The 20,169-nt window shown below is 45.7% G+C and carries 11 protein-coding genes and 1 tRNA gene; 2 read left to right on the top strand and 10 right to left on the bottom strand.

Annotated elements, in window-relative coordinates; translation table 11 throughout:
* Nucleotides 1-66: 66 nt before the first annotated feature.
* The gene (locus M9892_05275) at nt 67-549 is read right to left on the bottom strand and encodes a YbjN domain-containing protein (protein MCO5253763.1); all 483 of its coding nucleotides are present in this window, start codon (nt 547-549) and stop codon (nt 67-69) included.
* Nucleotides 550-630: 81 nt separating this feature from the next.
* Between M9892_05275 and sucD the strand changes: the two genes are divergently transcribed.
* The gene (gene sucD, locus M9892_05270; GenBank protein ID MCO5253762.1) at nt 631-1,515 is read left to right on the top strand and encodes a succinate--CoA ligase subunit alpha; all 885 of its coding nucleotides are present in this window, start codon (nt 631-633) and stop codon (nt 1,513-1,515) included.
* A gap of 35 nt (nt 1,516-1,550) precedes the next feature.
* Entirely contained in the window at nt 1,551-2,447 is an 897-nt protein-coding gene (locus M9892_05265) for a universal stress protein (protein ID MCO5253761.1), read from the top strand.
* A gap of 154 nt (nt 2,448-2,601) precedes the next feature.
* Here M9892_05265 and M9892_05260 read toward each other — a convergent pair whose 3' ends face one another.
* The 9 genes from M9892_05260 to M9892_05220 all read right to left on the bottom strand — a co-directional run bounded on the left by M9892_05260 (nt 2,602) and on the right by M9892_05220 (nt 20,169).
* On the bottom strand, nt 2,602-3,045 hold the full coding sequence (locus M9892_05260; GenBank protein ID MCO5253760.1) for a PepSY-like domain-containing protein: 444 nt from the start codon (nt 3,043-3,045) through the stop codon (nt 2,602-2,604).
* Nucleotides 3,046-3,354: 309 nt separating this feature from the next.
* Nucleotides 3,355-3,428, bottom strand: a tRNA-Arg gene (locus M9892_05255).
* A 66-nt stretch (nt 3,429-3,494) separates the two neighbouring features.
* Nucleotides 3,495-3,782: a hypothetical protein gene (locus M9892_05250; protein MCO5253759.1), complete on the bottom strand. Its 288-nt coding sequence runs from the start codon at nt 3,780-3,782 to the stop codon at nt 3,495-3,497.
* Nucleotides 3,783-3,869: 87 nt separating this feature from the next.
* The gene (locus tag M9892_05245) at nt 3,870-4,688 is read right to left on the bottom strand and encodes a hypothetical protein (protein MCO5253758.1); all 819 of its coding nucleotides are present in this window, start codon (nt 4,686-4,688) and stop codon (nt 3,870-3,872) included.
* A gap of 22 nt (nt 4,689-4,710) precedes the next feature.
* Nucleotides 4,711-6,642, bottom strand: a complete 1,932-nt coding sequence (locus M9892_05240) for a hypothetical protein (protein ID MCO5253757.1) — start codon at nt 6,640-6,642, stop codon at nt 4,711-4,713.
* 23 nt (nt 6,643-6,665) lie between these two features.
* A complete protein-coding gene (locus M9892_05235; GenBank protein ID MCO5253756.1) occupies nt 6,666-11,804 on the bottom strand; it encodes a hypothetical protein in 5,139 nt (1,712 codons plus the stop codon).
* Nucleotides 11,801-13,321, bottom strand: coding sequence for an FG-GAP-like repeat-containing protein (locus M9892_05230; GenBank protein MCO5253755.1), 1,521 nt, complete (start codon nt 13,319-13,321; stop codon nt 11,801-11,803). The genes M9892_05235 and M9892_05230 overlap by 4 nt, the downstream gene beginning before the upstream one ends.
* Before the next feature lie 4 nt (nt 13,322-13,325).
* A complete protein-coding gene (locus M9892_05225; GenBank protein MCO5253754.1) occupies nt 13,326-16,271 on the bottom strand; it encodes a hypothetical protein in 2,946 nt (981 codons plus the stop codon).
* Between the two features lie 4 nt (nt 16,272-16,275).
* Nucleotides 16,276-20,169 (bottom strand): hypothetical protein, encoded by a 3,894-nt coding sequence (locus M9892_05220; GenBank protein MCO5253753.1) that lies wholly within the window; start codon nt 20,167-20,169, stop codon nt 16,276-16,278.

The following is a 20,169-nucleotide window of genomic DNA, read 5'->3' as shown; positions in this document are numbered from 1 at the left end:
CTACTCAGACCTAAAGAAGTAAATTGCCTTTAAAAGGTTGTCTGAGTGAATATTTTTTTTCAAAAATTATTCGGAAGACTTTTCAAGTCTCTTGACCCCGTAGCGTTCTTCTAATATATTCTTAGTGGTCTCGGCATAATAACCAACGCTCTCGATAGCTTCGATGACATCTTCCTGCTTGAGTGAATTGCAAATTCTTCTGAATTTTACAGCCAACATATTCTCAGCTTTATTGACAGTATAGGATGCGAAAAGCATATTGAGATTGTTTTCCAGCAACTCTTCATAAAGTTGTTTCAACAAGGTTTGATCGATGGGCAGGTAGCAAATAGGTGCCAATACCTGAAATACGTTGAGTGTGTATCCATCCGGTTGAAAATATTGCCATCCGGTCATTTCTTTTTGCTCCCATAAATCTACATAAATCTCTGTATCTCCATTATAAAGCAACCATTGACCTGATTCGCTGCAACGGCTTTGCATGGGGTCAATTCCCAAAATGTTAATAGACTGCTCGATTAATGTTTTGTAATCATCAAAGTTTTTCATCGGGCTTCAAAATTAGTTTTTTTTTCCTTGTGGAGTTTGTACCTTTGCGACACATTTTAATAAGAGATTAAAAACCAAAAAATGAGTGTATTAGTAAACAAAAATTCTCGTATAATAGTTCAGGGTTTTACCGGCAAAGAAGGCACATTTCACGCATCTCAAATGATTGAATATGGCAGTAATGTAGTCGGAGGGGTTACACCCGGCAAAGGTGGTCAAACACATTTAAACAAACCTATTTTTAATACTGTTGCCGATGCTGTTCAAGCTACAGGTGCCAATGTTTCCATTATTTTTGTTCCGCCACCTTTTGCAGCGGATGCTGTGATGGAGGCTGCGGATGCAGGTATTCAAGTAATCGTATGTATCACAGAAGGCATTCCGACCAAAGATATGATTCAAGTTGCAGCCTATATCAAAGACAAAGCTTGTACACTTATTGGACCTAACTGTCCCGGTGTCATTACTCCCGGAGAAGCCAAAGTGGGTATCATGCCCGGATTTGTGTTTAAAAGAGGAAATATAGGTATTGTTTCAAAGTCAGGAACGCTTACTTATGAAGCAGCAGACCAGATTGTGAAATCCGGTTTAGGTATTTCCACCGCCATCGGTATTGGAGGAGATCCCATTATAGGAACTTCAACTAAGGAAGCTGTTAAATTGTTCATGAACGATCCCGAAACTGTGGGTATTGTTATGATTGGTGAAATTGGTGGCAGCATGGAAGCTGATGCCGCTCGTTGGATTAAAGAAAACGGAACCAAACCTGTGGTAGGATTTATTGCAGGCCAGACAGCGCCTCCCGGCAGAAGAATGGGGCATGCAGGTGCTATTGTGGGAGGAAAGGATGATACTGCCGAAGCCAAAATGAGAATTATGGCGGAATGTGGTATTCATGTTGTGAAATCTCCTGCCGAAATCGGTGCTAAAATGTCTGAAGTGATTAAAGCCCAACAAATAGCTTAGAACTTATTTTATTATAATATAAAAACTATAAAGATATGTCAAACACTATTGAAAACAACAACACCATATTGGTGCCTTATGATTTTTCAGAAATCGCTGCTAATGCATTAGGGCATGCAGTTAAAATTGCCAAAACGTACCAAAACAAAATTACTTTATTGCATATTGTTGAAGACAATTTACTAGAAACTGTTTTTGGTTCTAACCCGCTCAAAGAAGGACTTGTAAGAGAAGCAATTGAAGGTAAATTAGATAAGATTATCAATGAAATCAAAGCCAAAGAAAATATTGAAATCGACAAGATTGTTGAAGAAGGTAGGGTGCACAAAACAATTGTCAGAATTGCGAACGAAGGTCACTATGATAGTATAGTGATGGGGTCCAATGGTGCAGCAGGCATGGAACAGATTATCGGTTCTAACGCTTCTCGTGTTATTCGTTTTAGCGAACAACCTGTTGTGGTAGTGAAAGAAAAACCTGTGGGTAATGGTTATGAAAAAATTGTACTGCCGATTGATACTACTTATGAAACTCGTCAAAAGGTAACATGGGCAATACATCTTGCGAAGAAATTCAGTTCTACAATTCATATTGTATTTGAAGAAGTTGAAGATGAATTTATCCGTTCCAAATTATATGCATCTGTTAATAGCGTTCAAGAAATCTTGGATAAGAACAATGTAAAGTATGTGGTAAAAAGTCTTGATGAAGACAAATACCCTGATAGTTTTGCTAAGGCGACATTGAAGTATGCAAATAAAATAGATGCAGACCTTATTATGATTATGACTCAACAAGAGGTTGGCTTTTCTGAACTTATTATTGGCTCTTATGCTCAACAAATTGTGAATCAAAGTGAACGAGTTCCAATTATGTGTGTAAACCCTAAGGAAGGAGGATACACCTTAGGATATGGACAATTCTTTTCCTAAGATTTTAAAGATTAATAAATAAAAAAGGGAGTATTGTCAAAATACTCCCTTTTTTGTTTTACACCCGATAACTACGGTACTTAATTCTTATCGGATATAGTATTGATATCAAGACTTGAATTGTGCATTTCAATAAGCCTCGTGCAAGATTGAATTAATTGTCTATTCTTAGAAAATTATCTGATTTGTCAAACAGTAGTTCAATTCCGTTGTCAAGTTCAACTTGCTGATTTTTTTTGTCTGTTATTTCCCAATCTGTAATGTGATTGTTCTCGTAGTTTGCTTTCACATAATCATAAATTTTAGTGGGAATTACACTTGAAGGTAGCTCGGTTTTGCCGTCAATTCCGATTATTTCCTTTTTTCGGTTAAACTCAAGTGAAATAGCATCGGACAAAATTAGGTCATAAGTCAATTCAAAGTTATCTTTATCTTTCATACATTGAAGGATAGTATGCTTAGGAAAGTGAGTTGTTACATAAGTCTTAATTTCAGAAGGGATTTGTTCTTGGGTCAAAGGCGTCTCTTTATCACAGCTTATCAAAGTGAAAGACAATGCTGAAACTGCAATGAGTAATGTAGAAAGAATCTTTTTCATGTGTGTTATTTAATTATGTTTAGTTATTTATTAGATTTGATTGGTGCCGTGCTTAAACATGGAATGCATGGTCAACCGCACAATGGTACAAAGTTATACAAAATACTATTAACGAAAACTTCGGCTTTTGTATATAAGTTGAATGGACTAAAAAATACGTTATTAATCGCATGTACACATAACAAGGCTGCCGGATAAATTTTTTACAACATACTTTTTATATAAATTGAAAAGTATTTTACTTGCCGGTTTCAATGTTGATTACCTAAACAAAAAAAGTCGCCATTTCTGACGACTTGTCTTGTAGGGCGCACCCATCAGGACTCGAACCTGAAACCTACTGCTTAGAAGGCAGTTGCTCTATCCGGTTGAGCTATGGGTGCGGATAGGCTTTTTGAGGGCTGCAAATATAGTCTTTTGATAATTATAAAAAATTCAATTTTGATTTTTTAAGGGTTGTAGAGCAAATTGATGAAGAACTTATATGCCCCCAAGTTTCCTGCGGGTAACTCTCGGAAAAATACCAAGCCGGTACAGATATAACTGCCTTTTCCGTATGTGGCGTAAACCAAGGCTCCGTCATTCGCTTGTTCTTTCGGGTCTGCCATTGCAAACAAGGAAACAAATTGGGTGTCTCGTGCTCCTGCAAAATAAATTCCGCGTTCTTGTATCCAGTTATCAAAATCCGCAGACGTAATTTTAAACGGTTGCTGTACTAATTTGTGTGTAGGTTGCAAGAAATTAACAAAAGCATTGTCGTCTTAAACGCGGTTGGCTGTTAGTGTGAGGGGGTACGGTGTGTTACTATTGTCGCGTTGTTTCTGTTACTCTATGCTTTGTTTAATTTCATCAATCTGCGCTTGCAGGTTGGCTAATGCTTCAAGGATAGACTGTCCGTTGGCGATTGGCGTATCGCTCCCTGCGGGCAAATCGCTTAGTTCGGAAGCTAATACCTCTTCTTCCTTTACCTTTCTTTTAATCCAGAAGCCTGTGTCGTTGTCTTGGTCATCAGGGGCAACATCTCCTTCTTCTGCTGCGGGGTCGTAGAAGTATTCCGTATCTTCGCTCACAACGTATCTTCTCTGGAAGGGCGGAATCTGTGCCTGAGGCAAATCTTCCAGTTCTTCAATGTCTTCCACATTCAGACCGTGAGACGCTTTCACTTCGTCTATGCTGTCGTTTGTGTCTTCCAGTGCGCTTTTGCAGGCATTTATCTGGGATTGAACATTCGCCAGAGAAGTTATCAGGTTCTGACCGTTTGCAACGGGTATGTCGCTGCCCGAAGGAAGGTTGCTGATTTCCGTTTCCAGCACCTCTTCCTCATTCAGCACCCTTTTAATCCAGAAGCCCGTTTCATTGTCCTGGTCATCGGGGGCGATGTCGCCTTCTTCTGCGGCTGGGTCGTAGTAGTATTCCGCCTGCTCTTCGCTCACAAACCTGCGCTGCATAGCGGGTATTTCCGCCTGCTCGACAGCTGCAAGGTCAAGAAGCGTTTCAACCGTAGCTCCATAAGAGCCTTTAAGCTCGTTTACATCTGCTTCAAGCGAGTTGGACAGTTCTTCAATGTTTTCCCAATTACCGTCAATCTCCTCATGGGTTAGGGGAGTTGATTTGCCTGCTCTTGTTTTTAAGTTTAGTGCCATACTGGTAGATATTAAGTTTTTTTTATTCTGAATAATTTATCGGGGCGTAATCCGGCTCCATATACCGGTCGCGTATTCTTTCCCTGTATTCGTCATCGTATTTCTTTTCAAGTGTGTCAAATTGCAGGTGGCTTAGTGTTTCTCCCCTGCCTGTTGTTTTCTGATTACTCAGCCATACATGCACAGAGCCGTCATGCCAGCGCACACGTTTAAACTGCCTGAACACAATTGCACCTGCTCTCGGTATCTCTTCCTCAAAGATAAAATAGGGTTCGTGCGGGTCGGAATCCAGACCATGCCTGAGGAAAGAGGTTCTCGGCTGCACAAAATCATCAGCGAGCGGTTCATTGGGTACGCTCCCTTTTATGATTCGCCTGAACCGCGCACGCTGAAAACGGATTTGCATATTTTCCTCATCTGTTCGGTGGGGAATGAAAGGTATCCAGTTTTCGGGTGTTGAGTTCAAGAGTTTGTACCGAAGTATGTCGTAAGTGGATTCCTCTTCGGAGTAGTCATATTTTTCCTGACTGTGCCCGAACAAATCAACTTTGTATGTGTGCTCCCTGTGGAAGTCAGTCAGTTTGAGAGCCGCAGCCGCACCATCTCTTGTGCCGCCTATTCCGTTGTATATGAGGGATTCTACCGCCCACACCATATTTGCCATTTCGTCCCTTTGCAAAGAAACTTTTTCAAGTATCTCGCTTTCAAGAGCCTTCACTCTTGCAGAGTAATAAAACCTTGTATCTGTGTTGTAGAATTGTGTTTGCTTGTTTTGTTTAAATACGTCCCAGTTGTTAGCCGGCATTGTTACTTTCTCTCCGCCAACATAGTGGTAAAAACCGAAAATGTCTTTGACAACAAGGTGCTTGACTTCGGTAAAACTCCCTGCTTCAAGAGAGAAAGGTATCTGAAGCCAGTCGGGATTGAAGGTGAGGGCAAAATCCTTCATCATTGTGCCTGTAACATCGCTTTTGTCGTTGTCCCATTTGAATAGGTTAGTGCGGGCATCGTGAATCTGCCACCACCTGTCTGTGGGCATACCCTTGAAGGTTACGGGATTGGGGAGAACCTCAAAAAAACCTGACTTAACGGCTTCGCTGTTGGTTATGTCATGGGATATATCTTCCGTAAGGGTGTCGTTGCTTTCCCTGCTTCTGTCAAAGGTGCTCCATTCCGTGCCGTTTCCGTTGTACTCTTCTGCAACCAGCACCTGCTGTGCGCCCGTACCGACATCTGTGGGGAAAGAGCATTTTGCAGTGTATTCCAACCGTGATTTGTTCCATGCGCTTTCGTTGGTTGAGTGGTTGTACAGCCCGGAAACAAAGTTCAGGAAATCCGTTATGGCATCGTCTAACTTTTCTTCATCGTTGGAGTCAATAATATCTTCTTCTTCCGGTTCGGAAAGCCTGTCGTTCATTTCCGCCATCAGGTCTTCCGCTTTTTTTATTCCGTCAGCGGTGAGGTATTCATGCAGGTCGCCTCCGTTGGTTGTGCGTCCGTGCAGGGACTGCCTCAGCTCGCTTTCGTCCGTATTTGCAATCTCTTCGGGGGTGAAGGCGAGGCTTATCGGGAAAGCTGCTGCAAAGTTGCCTGCGTACCCTTCTATTTCGTGTTTCTTCAACATCTTTTTCCAGTACCTGCCTGTCTGAATCTGAATACCGAGGTCAAACACTATTTTCTGCCTTTCAATCAGCACGTCCAAAGGAGCTGTTCCGTCAAAGTGGGCTACTTCTCCGTTGGCGGGCTGAAACCTGTTTATTTTCCGTGTGTCGTAATAAACTCTTGCAAGCAATGCGCTGCCTGCGTCTTCGCCTTTAAACTGCCCTAACATATATTGGGAGCTTAACGCCCACAAGGCATCGTGTACGCTTTGCGTATATTGGTGTCTGAAATTTTTGGTTTTTGTGCTCAGGTCTAACATGGAGAGCATAAAACCTGTTGGTGAATATGGCATAATTTAAAATTTCTTTATTTACTTTATACGGATACAACTGTCGCTCCTGCGCTTAGCTCTGCGGAGTGCATTGAGTTTGCAGTTAAGTACATTGCATTATACTGGTCTATAATTTTGTTTATAACTCCTATCGCACTGTGTGAAAGCTCATCAGGGCTTACGTTGCGCTGCCTGGCTAAGTAGAATGTTTCGTTTACAGAGCCTAACAGCTTTGCCCATGTCCAGTTGCCTGTTTCTTCGGGTGTAACGGTGTAGAGCAGGCAGTTAGGGGCTTTGGTGTTCGGCTGGTCGTAGTTGAACGCAAGTCCTGATATTTCTTCTTTTGCGGGAATAACCTCCACCCATTCGTCTATGAGCAGTCCTGTCTGCCAGCATGTGTGGTCAAGGGACGGAGTGGGCGATATATGTCCAAAAGAGATGACAACAGAGGTCTTGTCATGGCTGTAATCCGTACTATTCTGCTTTATTGCCATCCATCTGTCGCCCGATGTGAAAGGAAACTGAACAGGCTCCCGGTGGTTTTCAAGGCTGAACAGGCTTTCTCCGAGCGACTGCACTATGTCCAGCTCCCGCAGGTTGGAGCGTACTTTGGTTAAGCCCTGAAACCATTTTTCTATTTCCATTTCCCTGTCCGCAGATTCGTCTATAAGTGTTCCCGTATTTCCCCAAGCCTGCTGCATTTCAGGTTTGTTTATGAACTTAAACAGAGGAGCGCAGGCAAATGCGTCTCCGAAAATGATTTTGGCTATATGCTGCAAATCCCTTAGGGCGGTGTCGGAATTTATGTATTCGTTGTCTTCAAAGTTTTCCCAAAGCTCCTCTGTGTCCGTAAGTTTTCTGTCAAGTGCTTTGACTGCGATTGCTCCCTGTTCCAGCAAGGCGTTTTTGGCTGCCGTGTCGGTTTCTGTTGCATATTCAATCGGGGCAGCGTCCATGATGTTAAAAGCCCATGCTTCAAGAATACAATCCCGCAATTCGTTTATCTGGTTTGCAAAACCACTTTCAAGCGGCACTAACGCTACAATGGCGTTGTTCAAAGCTGTTTTCAGGTTTTCGAGCGATTCTAAGATTGCTTCAATACGACCGAAGAACTCCTCTCTTTCGTAGGTAATTTCCGCCTCTTCGGGTATGGCGGAGTTGGAGGCGATAAAATCTTCGGGGCGCAGGGGACGGGAAGCTGCAATCAGCTTCTTTATCCGCTTAATCAGGGGTAATGCTTCGCTGAATGAAACGGGGTCTGAAACAGGAGTGCCGGGTTGCAGAGGCTCGTTGTATAGGACACTGATTTCCGTGTTGTGCGGCAGGTTTTCCTGTTTTTTTACTTTGTACCGAATGAGCCTTGCCAGTTCGGAGGTATCGTTAGCCAGCTCTTCGGGGAAGACGGAGATTATATCTAAGGGCTGCAATTCTAAGTCCGCAAGCGAGAAGCTGACATCATAGCCTGCACCTTCGGGCGGCTGACATTGAACCTTGCAGAGAACACTTTCGGGGTTGGGTATGAACTGCGCAACGAGCTTGGAAAGATAAGGCTCTGCTTGCAGGCGCGGGGTAATGTTTCCGCCCCATATTCCTTCAATTTCTTCTTTTATCTCGTCAATGCTTTCTTTGTCAAGCATGAGCGCGTAACGCTGTGTCAGGATTGAGCCCGTGAGCGGTGTTTTCAGGAAATCAAGCTCCTGTGTAATGAGTTTGCCGCTTTTCAGCGCATCTGTTATTGCTCCCGCTTTTTCGTAGTTGTTCTGCACAAGGCAGTAAACGGCTTCTGCAAGGCAAACATCGCTTATGGCATCAAACACCTCTGCCAAGCGGTCAAGCTCCGCTTCTATGGCATCTTCTTCCGCCTGCGGAATTCCGCTCAGGAAGTCAAGGCTGTAGTTAAATGTTGCATTGGATTCTTTGCGGGTAGCTACAAACAGTTTCCAACCGTCCAATATGAAAGATTTTTCTGTTTCGGTGCCTTCGGTTATTTCGTCTAAGGAAAAACTTTTTCTGAAATCGTATATAAAGTGGTTGAGATTGAGGGTTGGGGAGTGCCTTTCGTTAAGCCCGCGTTCAAACTCGTAGCCGAGCAATGCGCCCAGTGATTGACCGTTTCTGACTCCTGCAAAGAATTTTTGCGCCAGACGCACCCTCTCGGAAGTGAGCGTAACTTCTTTGGCTTTGGAATCTCCGCCCTGCTTGTTCAGGTAGCCGCTTTTGAGAATGGCGGCAGCCGAGGCGTGGTTGGGAGAAGGGGTGTGAATGTAGCCTCCCTCAACACTGTTTTCTATATCATCAGTAATATCCCCTACGCTTCCGCTTATGTTCAGCCTGTTTGTTTTGGGTTTTAGTTGCTCTATGTAGCCATACGCACCCAAGTACAAGCCTGTCTGATAGCCGGAGGTATTCCGCATTTTTTGTATTCTTTGGTGAACCATGCCATGCTGCCATGCATCGAGCCTGAACGAGCCTAAGTCCATGTGTTCTTTTAGAAAGATTTCAAGGTCGGACACACTCCATTGGTGTATGTCGGCAAAGACAGCACGGCACTCCTGATAGGATATGTTCCACGCAGCATTTGCATAAAGAGGGGAGTCCACAAGCTGATGCAGTGTGCCGCTAAAGGGAACAGCATTAATGACAAAGTTTCTGTGTTCCTGCATTATGGCGGCAAAGCTTTGTCCTCCTGTTATAATATTGCTATAAGGCAAACCCGATGACGGTATCATAATAGTGATAGTCAGCGTGGCGTTCGTACCGGGGAATAAGGCGTAAAGCTGTGTGTGAAGTATAAGGCTTTGGTGTAGTACGTCTATGGTGAGGTTTTGAATCCCTGAGTGAGTAACCGTACACTGTACAGTTCCTCCTGCCTGAGTGAATGCCGTAAACATTCCGACACCTGTATGTATCTGAACTTCTATGTCTTCCGGAGGGTAGCCGTTTTCGCCTTCGTTCACTATTTCTATGTTGAGCGTGGAAGTATTCCACCCTTCAAAAAGAATTTCAAGGGTAGCAATGGGAGGAGTGCCGCCAATATCTGATATGTTTGTAAATTCAGGAATATTGCGGTCAAGCTGAATCAGGTGCGGATAGGCTTCGGAAAAGGCAATAGCAGCATTTCTGTATTCTTCCAGCAGGGCTTTTTTGGCTAATTTGTAAAGTAGAGTATTGGGAGCCGTAGCACTTGCGCTTACGTTGGAAAAGTCCTCGTTCAGAATTTGCGGGTAGTTGCTTTCGGAGAGCCATTGCAGGTAGTTTTCGCTTGCTCCCTGCAAGGGGCGCAGGGGCTGATTTTGTCCGCCTTTGCCTTCCTGCACGAGCGCACCTGTGTATTTGCCTTCTGCCTGCATGTGGGTCAGGCGGGTCATTCTGGGGGGCGGGGTGCTCGGAAAGCCCAAATCCTGCATGGTCTGCGATGCCTGATTTTGCAGGTCGCTGTGCCATGTGGAGGCATCGCTGAGCTTGTTCTGAAAGGAGAAAAGATTCCATGTGTAGTCTTCGCTCATGGCAAAGCGGTGGTATATGTCCGTAGATACAGGGCTGTTGCCAAGTACGGAGATAACGTCCTGACGGGGGCTGCTGCCCTGAGAAACAGGGCTTTTGCCTGCTGCATACGTACCCACTATGTCGCTCATGTTTTGTACGGTATGGGTCAGGTTGTCCAGAAAGTTTTTGTTTGGCTCTGTGTTGTGCCATGTCCATTGGGAAAAAATGCTTGCGGGCAGTATTCCATACGCCTGTTCGTTTATGCGAATGGAGGGAAGCAAGCCCCGTCCTGCAATGTGCTTGGTGAAAAATTCTCTTGTCTGCTGAATGGATTGCAGGGACATAACGTCCAGAAAGCCGTATTCGAGCTTGTAGCCGATTGTGGCACGCCACAGCATTTTGTTGAACTGCAAGGCTTTTTTTATGTCTGTGCCTGTTGTGTTTTCTATGTGGTACAGCGTTGAGGGGGCTATGCCAAATGCCTGCGCCAGTCTTTCTCCGTCTGTCTGCTCCTCAAAGCCCGATGCGGCAGAGAAGGTTTCGTTTTCTACTTCAACATGGTAGCTCCTGTGGTTGCCTAAGTCGTGCGTAGTGAAAGCGGAATCGGAAACAGAGGTGTTGTGTGTGGGCTGACCTATTTTGAGAAGGCTCATGCCTAAGTCGGTGTAGTGGTGGTCGTCTATGAGGTCTTCCAGCAGGGTTTTGCCCAACGCTGCATCGGCAGATATTTTTACTCCCAAAACCACCAGTTTCAGTTCGCCTGTCTCAATATCCGTTGTGCTAAGGTTCAGGTCTTCAAGTTTTACCTCTATTGCCATACCACATTCTTTCGCCTCGTTGAAATCCCCCATCCATTTGAGTGATTCGCCAAACACTATTTTGTCTTCATTGTCAAGGTCTATCTGTGTTTCGTCATTGGGGTCTAAGCTCAGCTTTATGCTGTCGCTTACAAGCGCGCTTTCTCTCTCTCCCACAAGACTGTAATCGGAGTCGTACTGACCTTTGAAATAGAAGGTTGTTACAAACTTGTCGGGCAGGGTGCGGGCTTCCGCCTGTCGTACCCATGCTTCGCTTTGCTCGGAAGCGGAGCTTTGTTTGAGGATAAAGGCGGCTCTTTGGCTGCCGTGTGCCAGTGCAAGGGTGTTCCATGCGGCTTTTTTCTCTCCTTCTGTTGCCTGTGCAGCATTTACAACATCCATGTAGTCGGCTCTGTCCTGCACTTCTGTGGGGGTGAGCAACCATTCGTGGTTTTCTATATGTACATCATCGGGAAAGAAGCGCACTTTTAGGTGGTATTTGTTGTTTGAATCCAGATAGAAGCGGGTTTCTATTCGCACAGGCAGCAGCAATACAGGGTATTTGTCGTTCAGGTTGTTTACGAGATTTTTGTGCAGGAGGGTGTGTGCGGCTAAGGTTTCGTATTTGCTGCGGGTGCTTGCTTGCAGTGCTGCAAAATCCATTTGCGCTTCCTGTACGCTGCCTGCGGGCGGGCTGGTAGGAGGCACAGAATTATCTTTTGCCGCCAGAATATCACGTTCCTCTTCTTCGTCTTCAATGTCTTCTTCTGCTGCTTCCTTGCGGGCGATTTCTGCTTCCAGAATACGGAGCCTTTCTCTTCTTCTGATATACTCTTTCTCCGCCTCGTCCCGCAAGACTCTTTCGTTCAGGTAGTCGGTTTGTTTTGTTATAAAGCTCATTTCTCTATACGTATTTTTTTGTGAAGTACAGAACCCTTATGTTCTATTCTTAGCAGGTACAGCCCTGCGGTGCTTATGTCTGATATATCTAATTGAATTTCCTCAAAGGCATTGGGGAAATGTTGGGTTTTGACTGCTCTGCCCTGCATATCAAGCAGTTGCAGGGAAACCGCCCCGCTTTGCGCTTGGCTTAGGTTTATGTGCAGGGTGCTGTTTGCGGGGTTGGGGTATGCCTGTGCCTGAAAAAGCGGAGCGGCTATGTGCGGCACGCTTACCTGCGGTACGCCTTTCAGGAATAGGATATACACCGCGCCCGAACCTGCCGTAGCAGATTGGTCGCTAAATGCTCCGACTGCAAGTTCAGGTACTCCGTCTCCGTCTAAATCTGAAATGCGGGCAACTGCCCCTCCAAACCTATCCCCACTGCTTATATTTCCTGTAAACCCACCTTGCCCATTGTTTATTTCTATGTTCTTCTTAACTGTTCCGTTTGCATTAAGCAGCAACACCCAAGCCCTGCCATACAGACTGCCCGAAGAATCAGGATTTTCATACCCCAGTTCTCCAACCGCAATATCATTTATTCCGTCTCCGTCCATATCTCTTAAATTGGTTACTGACCTACCAAAATTTGAGCCTACATTAAAAGAGTCTGTAAACCCGCCTTTGCCTTCCCCTATTTCCTGAACACCTTTTAGTGTGCCATCACTGTTCAGGAAAAGTATCCATACTGTTTCATTTAAGCCCGGCTCACCGACTGCTAAATCCGTATTACCGTCTCCGTCCATATCCCCTATATTGGCGACACTAGTACCAAAATACCAATGGTTTCTTCCAAACAGGTTGTTGTTGTCGTTAATCCGTGAATGGGATTTTACTTTTCCGTCTTTTTCTAACAGTATGATATAAACAGACCCACTGTTGCTTGTTGCAGCATTTTGAGAATAAGCACCCACCGCAATATCGTCATAGCCATTGCCGTCAATATCGCCTATGTTGGCTATGCTTGTGCCAAAGTAATTTCCATCGACTATTGTTCCAAAAGTTGGAGTAGTATCACTTAGCCTTCTTTCGCCTATCACTTGTCCGTCCGCATCTAAAAACAAGAACCACAAAGAGCCTCTTTGAGCACCAGAATAGGGTGTTCCTACTACAATGTCGTCTATGCCGTCATCGTTTAAATCCCCTACATTAGCAACTGCATAACCAAAAGCATGGCTGGAAATATTGTGGTCTCCAAAGCCGCCTGTGTTTTGGGTTATCCTCACAGTAGATTGTATTGTGCCATTGGAATTAAGATTGTGAATGAAAACCTCTCCATTCTGACCAAAATTAGGAGCTCCTACTACTATTTTAGAAGTAGTATTTTTTTTTAATTCAGCAATAGAAAATCCGTAATGTGTAGTGGAACTTTGATTAATTGTAATTTTCTGCATATTCTTTACTTCTCCGTTTTCCTGTGCAAAAAGGAGGGAAGGAATGAGCAGTACGAGTGTGTTTAAAAGTATCTTTTTCATAATTTTATGGGGTTTGGTTTAACATATTGCTTGCGTGTATCATTACCTTAGAGGCATTGCGGCAGAAAATTACACCCATATTGGCAGCGTTTAAGCCCCAATCAGGCGGCTCATTATTAAGATTTGTAAGCGTAATTCCCACATCTATAAAATTAATATCGCTGATTTCTTCCAAAGACATTCTGTCGGCTATATGCCCCCAATGTAGAGCCGCCCAATTAGGAAACGGGTTGCCCCACCCTAATGGGCTTGTAGGTATTTGCACTCCAAATCGTGTATCTCCCGCTCTTTCTTCCAGCACAAAGAACCAACCTGCATTCATACCTGTGGTTGGCGTGCCTGTGTCCCAGTCGCCTTTCACCTCGCTTTCTGTCAGGTCAAAGCCCACTAACATTACATCGGGCTGCAAATAGCCGTAAAAAATAGGCTGTTTAGTCTGCTGCACATCGCCTATGCGGGGTTCGTCTTCGTTTATTTCGCTGCCATCCATGTTCCACACCGCTTTCTCTGCATACACACGCACGTGCGGGAAATGCTCAATCAGCTCTCCTTTAATTACCATTACCAAAGGGTTTTGGTTGACAAGCCCGCCCGGCTTGCGGTTCTGGCTCAGGCTGCTCGCCAGATTCCAGTTGTGCATGGGGGTAATGTCGCGGTAAAGGTTCGGGTCAGCTACATCGGGCGGTATGTCCGTGCGCCAGAATTTTCTGAAATAGCTGCCCCGCATGTCCGTAGGGTATTGCCTCCACAGCAGCTCACGGGACATCTCGTGGTTCATGCCCGCAAAAAAGGAGTTTATGAACCTGTTGTTGAGTTGCAGCAGGGTTACGCTGTTCTCGTCCACTTTGTGGAAATTGGGCACAATAAAGTCTGCGGAAAGCTCTTGCAGGTACTCATAAGCGGGTATGTCAATTGCGGGGTATGCCATAATGGATTTGCGCTGCAAGATAGTTGTTTTTGGCGAGTTGGGCGCATCTGCCACAGCATAATTAAGTTGGTTGGTGTAATTGGTTTCGGCAAAGGTGGCGGTGTCAATTGTGGCTCTTATGCCTGCAAGGTTCGCCTGCGGGGGTGTAGGCGCAACCCAATACACGGTGTCTTCTACTCCCGTAAAGTTGTCTGTCAGCAGCGTTCTTGCTTCGTAAGCATGCTGTGAGTCAAAGCTGCCTGTTGTCCACATAGTAAAAGGAAACGATGTTCCTGCATTGGTAAGCACAAAGTTTTCAAGCGGCTGCTGCCCGCTTTGGGCAGATGAGGTAAGCTCTGTGGCAAGCAGGTAGTCTTCTATAACAAGGGAGTGGGCGGGTTGTACGCGCACCGTATCAAGGGTTACAACAGCCGTGTTCACATCTGCAAGAAAGGTGTGCGGGCTGTCTGCTTGCCAGTCTGACACAACTGCTAAATTTCCGCCCGCTCTCACAAGGCTGCGGAAATCGCTGCTGACAAGGGAAACGTTGAGAGGGGTTTGGTTTTCAATATGCCACGAGAGGGTTGTTCCCGAAGTCAGTATGCGGGACGATGAGCCTGCCCATGTGAAAATAACTTCCTGGTGGCTAAGGCTTGCTATGTGCTTGTCCTGCGCTGCGGAGCTTACGGCAAAGTCAAAGCGGGTTGCTTCTATAACCGCGTTTGCCGTATCTAAGTTGCTTGCCAGCTTCCAAGCCAAATCCATAAAATATTCCTGATGCCTGCGCACTACTTCCGCACCTGCGGCTGCGGCAACTCTGTTTCGGGGGTCAAGGTTAAGCTGGTCTATCCAGCGCGGGCTGCTGCCGAGCGGCAGCACCTTGTTCACGGCTGCATGCCACTTGCCGTAAATAGGAGGGGCAATTACGGGGTCGCCCTCATTTTCTGCTTCAAGCAGGATGGCGGGCAGGTTCAGAAACTCCGCAAGCACTTCCTGATAGGCGACAGCCTCGTCTGTGTCCCAGTCGCCCGCGATGCTGCCGGACTGCTCCAACGCACCTTCCATAAGCAGGTATTGCTGCGTAAGAGGGTCTTCTTCTTCCTCTTCGGAGGGGATAAAGAGTTGGTCTATGGGCGGGTAGTTTGTGCGGGAGATGTCCGCAGGTCGCTTGCCCAAAGAGGGGTTTGCTTCCCCTGCCTGTATTTTCTGAACCAATGTGGTAAAATCCTGCCCGTCTGAGGTGCGGAACGCCCATGTGTGGTAATAGGGAAAATCAAGGGCGGCAGTGCCTGTTCCCCATGCGTGCTGCTGCGGGTGGGTTTCTGCAAAGTCTTCGCCAAGCCCTGCCAGTCTGCCCGCCTCAAAGGTGGGAATGAGAAAGGCGGTGTAGGCGGTGTCGGGTTTCAGCTTTCTGGGGCATATAATCCGCGAAACGCCCCTGTCGGGGTTGTCTGTAAGGACGGTCTGTATGGCGTCCAGCTTGCCTGTGGCTGCTCCTGCCTCTATATTTTCGGAGGTGTTCAGCTGCACATGCGCCCAAGCCCAAAGCTGGTCGTGGGGCGGCAAGGAGGCGGCAGGGTTGTTTATTTTTATCGCTCCTCTTGTTTTTCCTGTTGCAGAGGGCAGTTCGCTGTATTCGTGCGCTTCCAGTACAACAAGGGCAAGCCAAGGGCGCAGCTTTTTGTCCTGTCCTGAACCCGCAGCAGCAAAGGGGGTGTAGCTCCACAGGAAGTCTTCTTCGTAAAACTCCGCAAAGGACAGGTAGTTTGCCAGAAAATCGGTTGAGCCGTCATGCGGCTCAACTCTTACTATGGCAGCAGGGTTTATGCCTGTTATGTCTGCCGGTCCGTACAGGGACAGGGTTTGGGGAACGGAGGTGTTGGCTTGCTGCCCTGCTCCTGTTACTTCCAAAACGGCATTTACAGTGGCTCTGCTGAACTCTCCCGAAGAGGGGGGTGTGCCAAGCCCGTCCGCAACTGACAGATACGGGGTCAGCCCCTTGCGGAGGTATGGTAAAAACAGGTATCTTGATGTTTCGCTCATAAGGTTAGTCTATTAGTATTTCATATTCACTTTCTCTTACAACAATAAGGTCGGTTGTGTCTAATTGCAGGCTTGCAAGAAGCGTTGTCAGGCTGTCTTCTGCTGCCTGAAAAGAGCCGAATGTCAGTCCCGAATTTGCATCGGAAAAGGTGTCGGTAAATACCACGTGGTATTTTTCCTGCTCTATTTTAACGTCTTCTGCGGAGTCAAGGCTGGATTTTTGCGTGTTCCTGCCCGATGATATACCCGACACAGCCGTTGCATTGCCTTGCAGGGACATGTCAAAGTGGGCAGTGTTTATGTTGTCGTGCCTTGTCGGGTAGTCAAAGCTTCTGTCTATAATCTTTGTTTCATGGGTTGCGCTTCTTTCCCGTATGCAGGAGGTGTCAATTTTGCCCGTACTGCCCACGCGAATCCCTGCCCTGTAATTGCTGAACGAGGGGGATTTGAGCTTTTCCTGCTCGGAAAGGGTGAAGAACTGCCCGGGCGCGAATTTGTCTTCCGCATGGGTAAAAGGTACGGTATCGCCCTGAATCTTAATACCCGCCACCCATATATTGTCGGGGGTTTGCGCCTCAATACGTGCGTTGCCAAAACTGGCGAGCTTTACACCCAAAGGCGCAACTCCCTGCTTTATTTCCAGTCCGCCCATGGGGTGCAGCAGCAGCGGGCTGCTTTCAGACGGCTGGTCTGACATATCTGCTATGGAAACCTGCGGTGCGCTGCTGTCCTGCAACACCATCATCCACGAGTATTCCTGCTCAAACTGCGCTACTACCTGCTCAAATACGTTGGCAGTTGCCTGAATAACGGTCTTTTTGGTTTTGGTTTGTACGTCAAAGTTGGCGGATATAGTCAGCTTGCCTACGGAAAAACTTCCGCGCCCTGTGGCAATGTAGGGGTTGGGTCCCTGCAAGGACAGGTCTATTTTTACTCCCGCAAGCTGTTTGCTGTTTCTGTAAACCCCCGCACTAATGTGCATCTGCGCCATAAACGAAAATTCGGGTTTGGTGTACACCAGCACGTCCAGATTGAAATTGCCTTTGAGAACATATTTGCCCGTTATTTTTACATATAAGTCCACAGCCGCCCCAAACTGCACCGAGTTGGAGGTTACCGCCATGTAAAATTCTCCTTTGAGCCATTTGTCCGCCTCGTTTATAAAGCTGATGGCAAGCCTGTTTATCTTGGCGGGCAAATCCATTTGCGGAGGCGTGTAAGAAGGGTGGAAACCGCCTATGGACAGCAGGAAGCCGCTGTTTTCTCCCCAGTAATACCGCGCCAGTATATCCCCCGACACGGAAGCATTCATGATTTTGGAGTCGTAAATCTTTGCATCAAGCAGGAATTTTTTTACCTCAAAATCAACCGCAGCAAGGAAAGCCGCATTGATTAGCACCAAGGGGTTTTTCTCATCGGGCAGGGAGAGAGTAAGCACACCCGCAACAGCTATCTTGACGGGGTTTTTAACCTCAACCATAATACCCATAGTGAGCGTTACGAGCTTTTCTCCGCCCCAATACGCTTTCAAAAGCAGCCCAAAGGTAAACTGTCCTTCGTTTACAGGAAAGACTTTGCCCATAGTGCTGATGATAGTGGAGGCGTTTTCGACAGGTTTTTCGGGGAACATGAGGTGTTGCAGGGTGTTGTCGCGTACGCTGTCCTGCAAGGCGGTTATGTCCATAGAGCGGTTCAGCCCGAACAGCACACCTATTCCTCCCAGTTTCAGCCCCATGGCAATGTCTATGGCAGGGGTGAACTCCACAGAGGCAATGCCCACTATGGAGAATCCCGCGTTGCCGTTGGGAAGCCTAAGATTGAGTATTCCGTAAGCGGTAATTTTCAGCTTGTCCTGAATTTCAAGGTGGAGCAAGCCTGCGTATTCTTCTTCGTTTTCGTCTTTTTTCAGCCAGCCTCCTCCTTTTATCCCGGGTATTTTTATCTGAATTCCCATGGAGTCGGGCGTTACAAGGCTGAACCGAATGTCGGCAGGTCCTAAGTTTCCTCCGTTTTCGGGGAAGGTGATAGCCGCTTTCAGCCCTCCGCCACGTATTGTTCCGAAAATCGGGTCGAGGTTCAGGTCAGCATCTATGAGCGCACTTAGGTCAGCCCCGTCCTGCACGTTGCCCGATGCTTTGAATTTCATCAAATGGAGCGTGAAGATTTTCAGGAAGGTTTTGTTGATAGGGAAAACATGCTCTTCATCAACGGATAAGCCGCTCTTAGGGAAGGTGGTTGTTATATCGTTTTCCCATTTGATGTCTATGTCGTAGTCGTTGGCTGCCCCCTGATTGATTTCAAACTTCTTAAAGTCAAGGGTGCGCGGGATTATCGCCCCGATTTTGGGTATGTCTGCTACACGGTCTATTTTGCCTTTGCTGCTGAAATGCCATTTGCCGTCAGTCCTGCCAATGGAAAGGGAGTACAAAGTGATGTCCACCACATTGGGGACTTTTAGCTGAATGCCGTTGGTGTTTTCAAATTTTATGGTGTAGCCGTTCTCGTTCCAGTCTATGGTGAAGTCCAGCACGGCATCATCGCCTTTGGAGTCTTTCAGCCCCTCTATGGTGAGCTTGCCTTTGATGTCGGAGGAGATGACCGCATTTTTCTTAAACTCAACATAAAAGGAGGTAAAGTCTATGTCTATGCCTAAGAGGCTGAATTTGAGGTTGCCATTGCCTTCTACGCCTATTTTGCCCGAAAAACCACCGTCTGTGCCTATGAGCAGCTCTTTTCCTTTTATTTCTACTACGCCTGTGGAGTTGTCTGCCCAGTCTTTGGGCAGCCCTATGGTGGCTTCTTCTATGTAAACTCCTTTGAATTCTGTACGCCCGTCTGCTTCGGCTTCAGGAATGTTGGTGGAGTCCGAAAGGTCTATTTTGGCATTGGTAAATTCTAAGGTGAAGCCTGTGTTGCCGATTTGGGATTTGGGGAAATTAAAGGAAGATAGGTTTTCAAAGTCGAAACCTTTACGTGAAGAAAAATAAAAAGAACCTACCTCAAATAAGAGTCGAGATTTTTTATCCTCATCTTCATCAACCTCTCCTGTTTGTTCGTTAATTGGTTGGAGAATATTTCGGGGAAATTCTAAAGCAATATTAATGCTGTCAAGAGATACTGAGACCTCGGGAATAAGCATGCTTGTTATGTTTCCAATGGTGAAATCGCCTATAAAATAACGGAATAATTTTATAATATTTGAAATGCTCTCATCTATATCTTCGCCTATAATATAATCAGTAAATATAATTTCAATAATGTCAAAATCATTGCCATTGCTTTCCATTTGAAGAAGTAAATCTTCAATTACATCTGTTTCTTCATCTGTTGAGATTACGAGTGGTGTAGTTGGTGTGTAGTTTGTATTAAAATCATCTACAAATTTCTCAAGTGGACTTCTTTCCTCATCATCTTCTTCCTCTTCCTCCTCCTCCTCATACTCCTCCTCATACTCATACTCATCCCATTCATAAAAAGAATTAATAAATGTCTCTAAGATATTCCTTCTATTTGTGTTGCTAATCGCTATTAGTATGTCAAAAAATGCTCTGGGAGAAAAATCAAAATTGTCGCTATCAAAGGTATTAACATATTTCAAAATAGGTAAAGAGTAAGCCAAAGAAACAGGGAACTCTGTCCAGTTTGTTTGATTTATACCGGGATTTAATATCAAGGTCAGACCGTTGGTGTTAGGAAATTCAAAACCTATTCGTGTAAATGAGAGTAATTTGAAGCTATAAAAAGCGTACTCTTTATGTACGCTAATCTGAACAACATAGTCCCCAACAAATAAGTCAGCAATAATATCTTCTATGCAATCCTTTATGAACCCCAATTCATCGGGGATTTTTTCAATTGGGACTAGCTCATTTACAGGAATAAGATTTTCATCTATCAT

The organism is Bacteroidota bacterium, from assembly GCA_023957335.1.
Taxonomy (GTDB): Bacteria; Bacteroidota; Bacteroidia; order NS11-12g; family UBA955; genus JALOAG01.
Note: the sequence above shows the minus strand (reverse complement) of the source record. Positions and strands in the feature narration are given on the sequence as shown.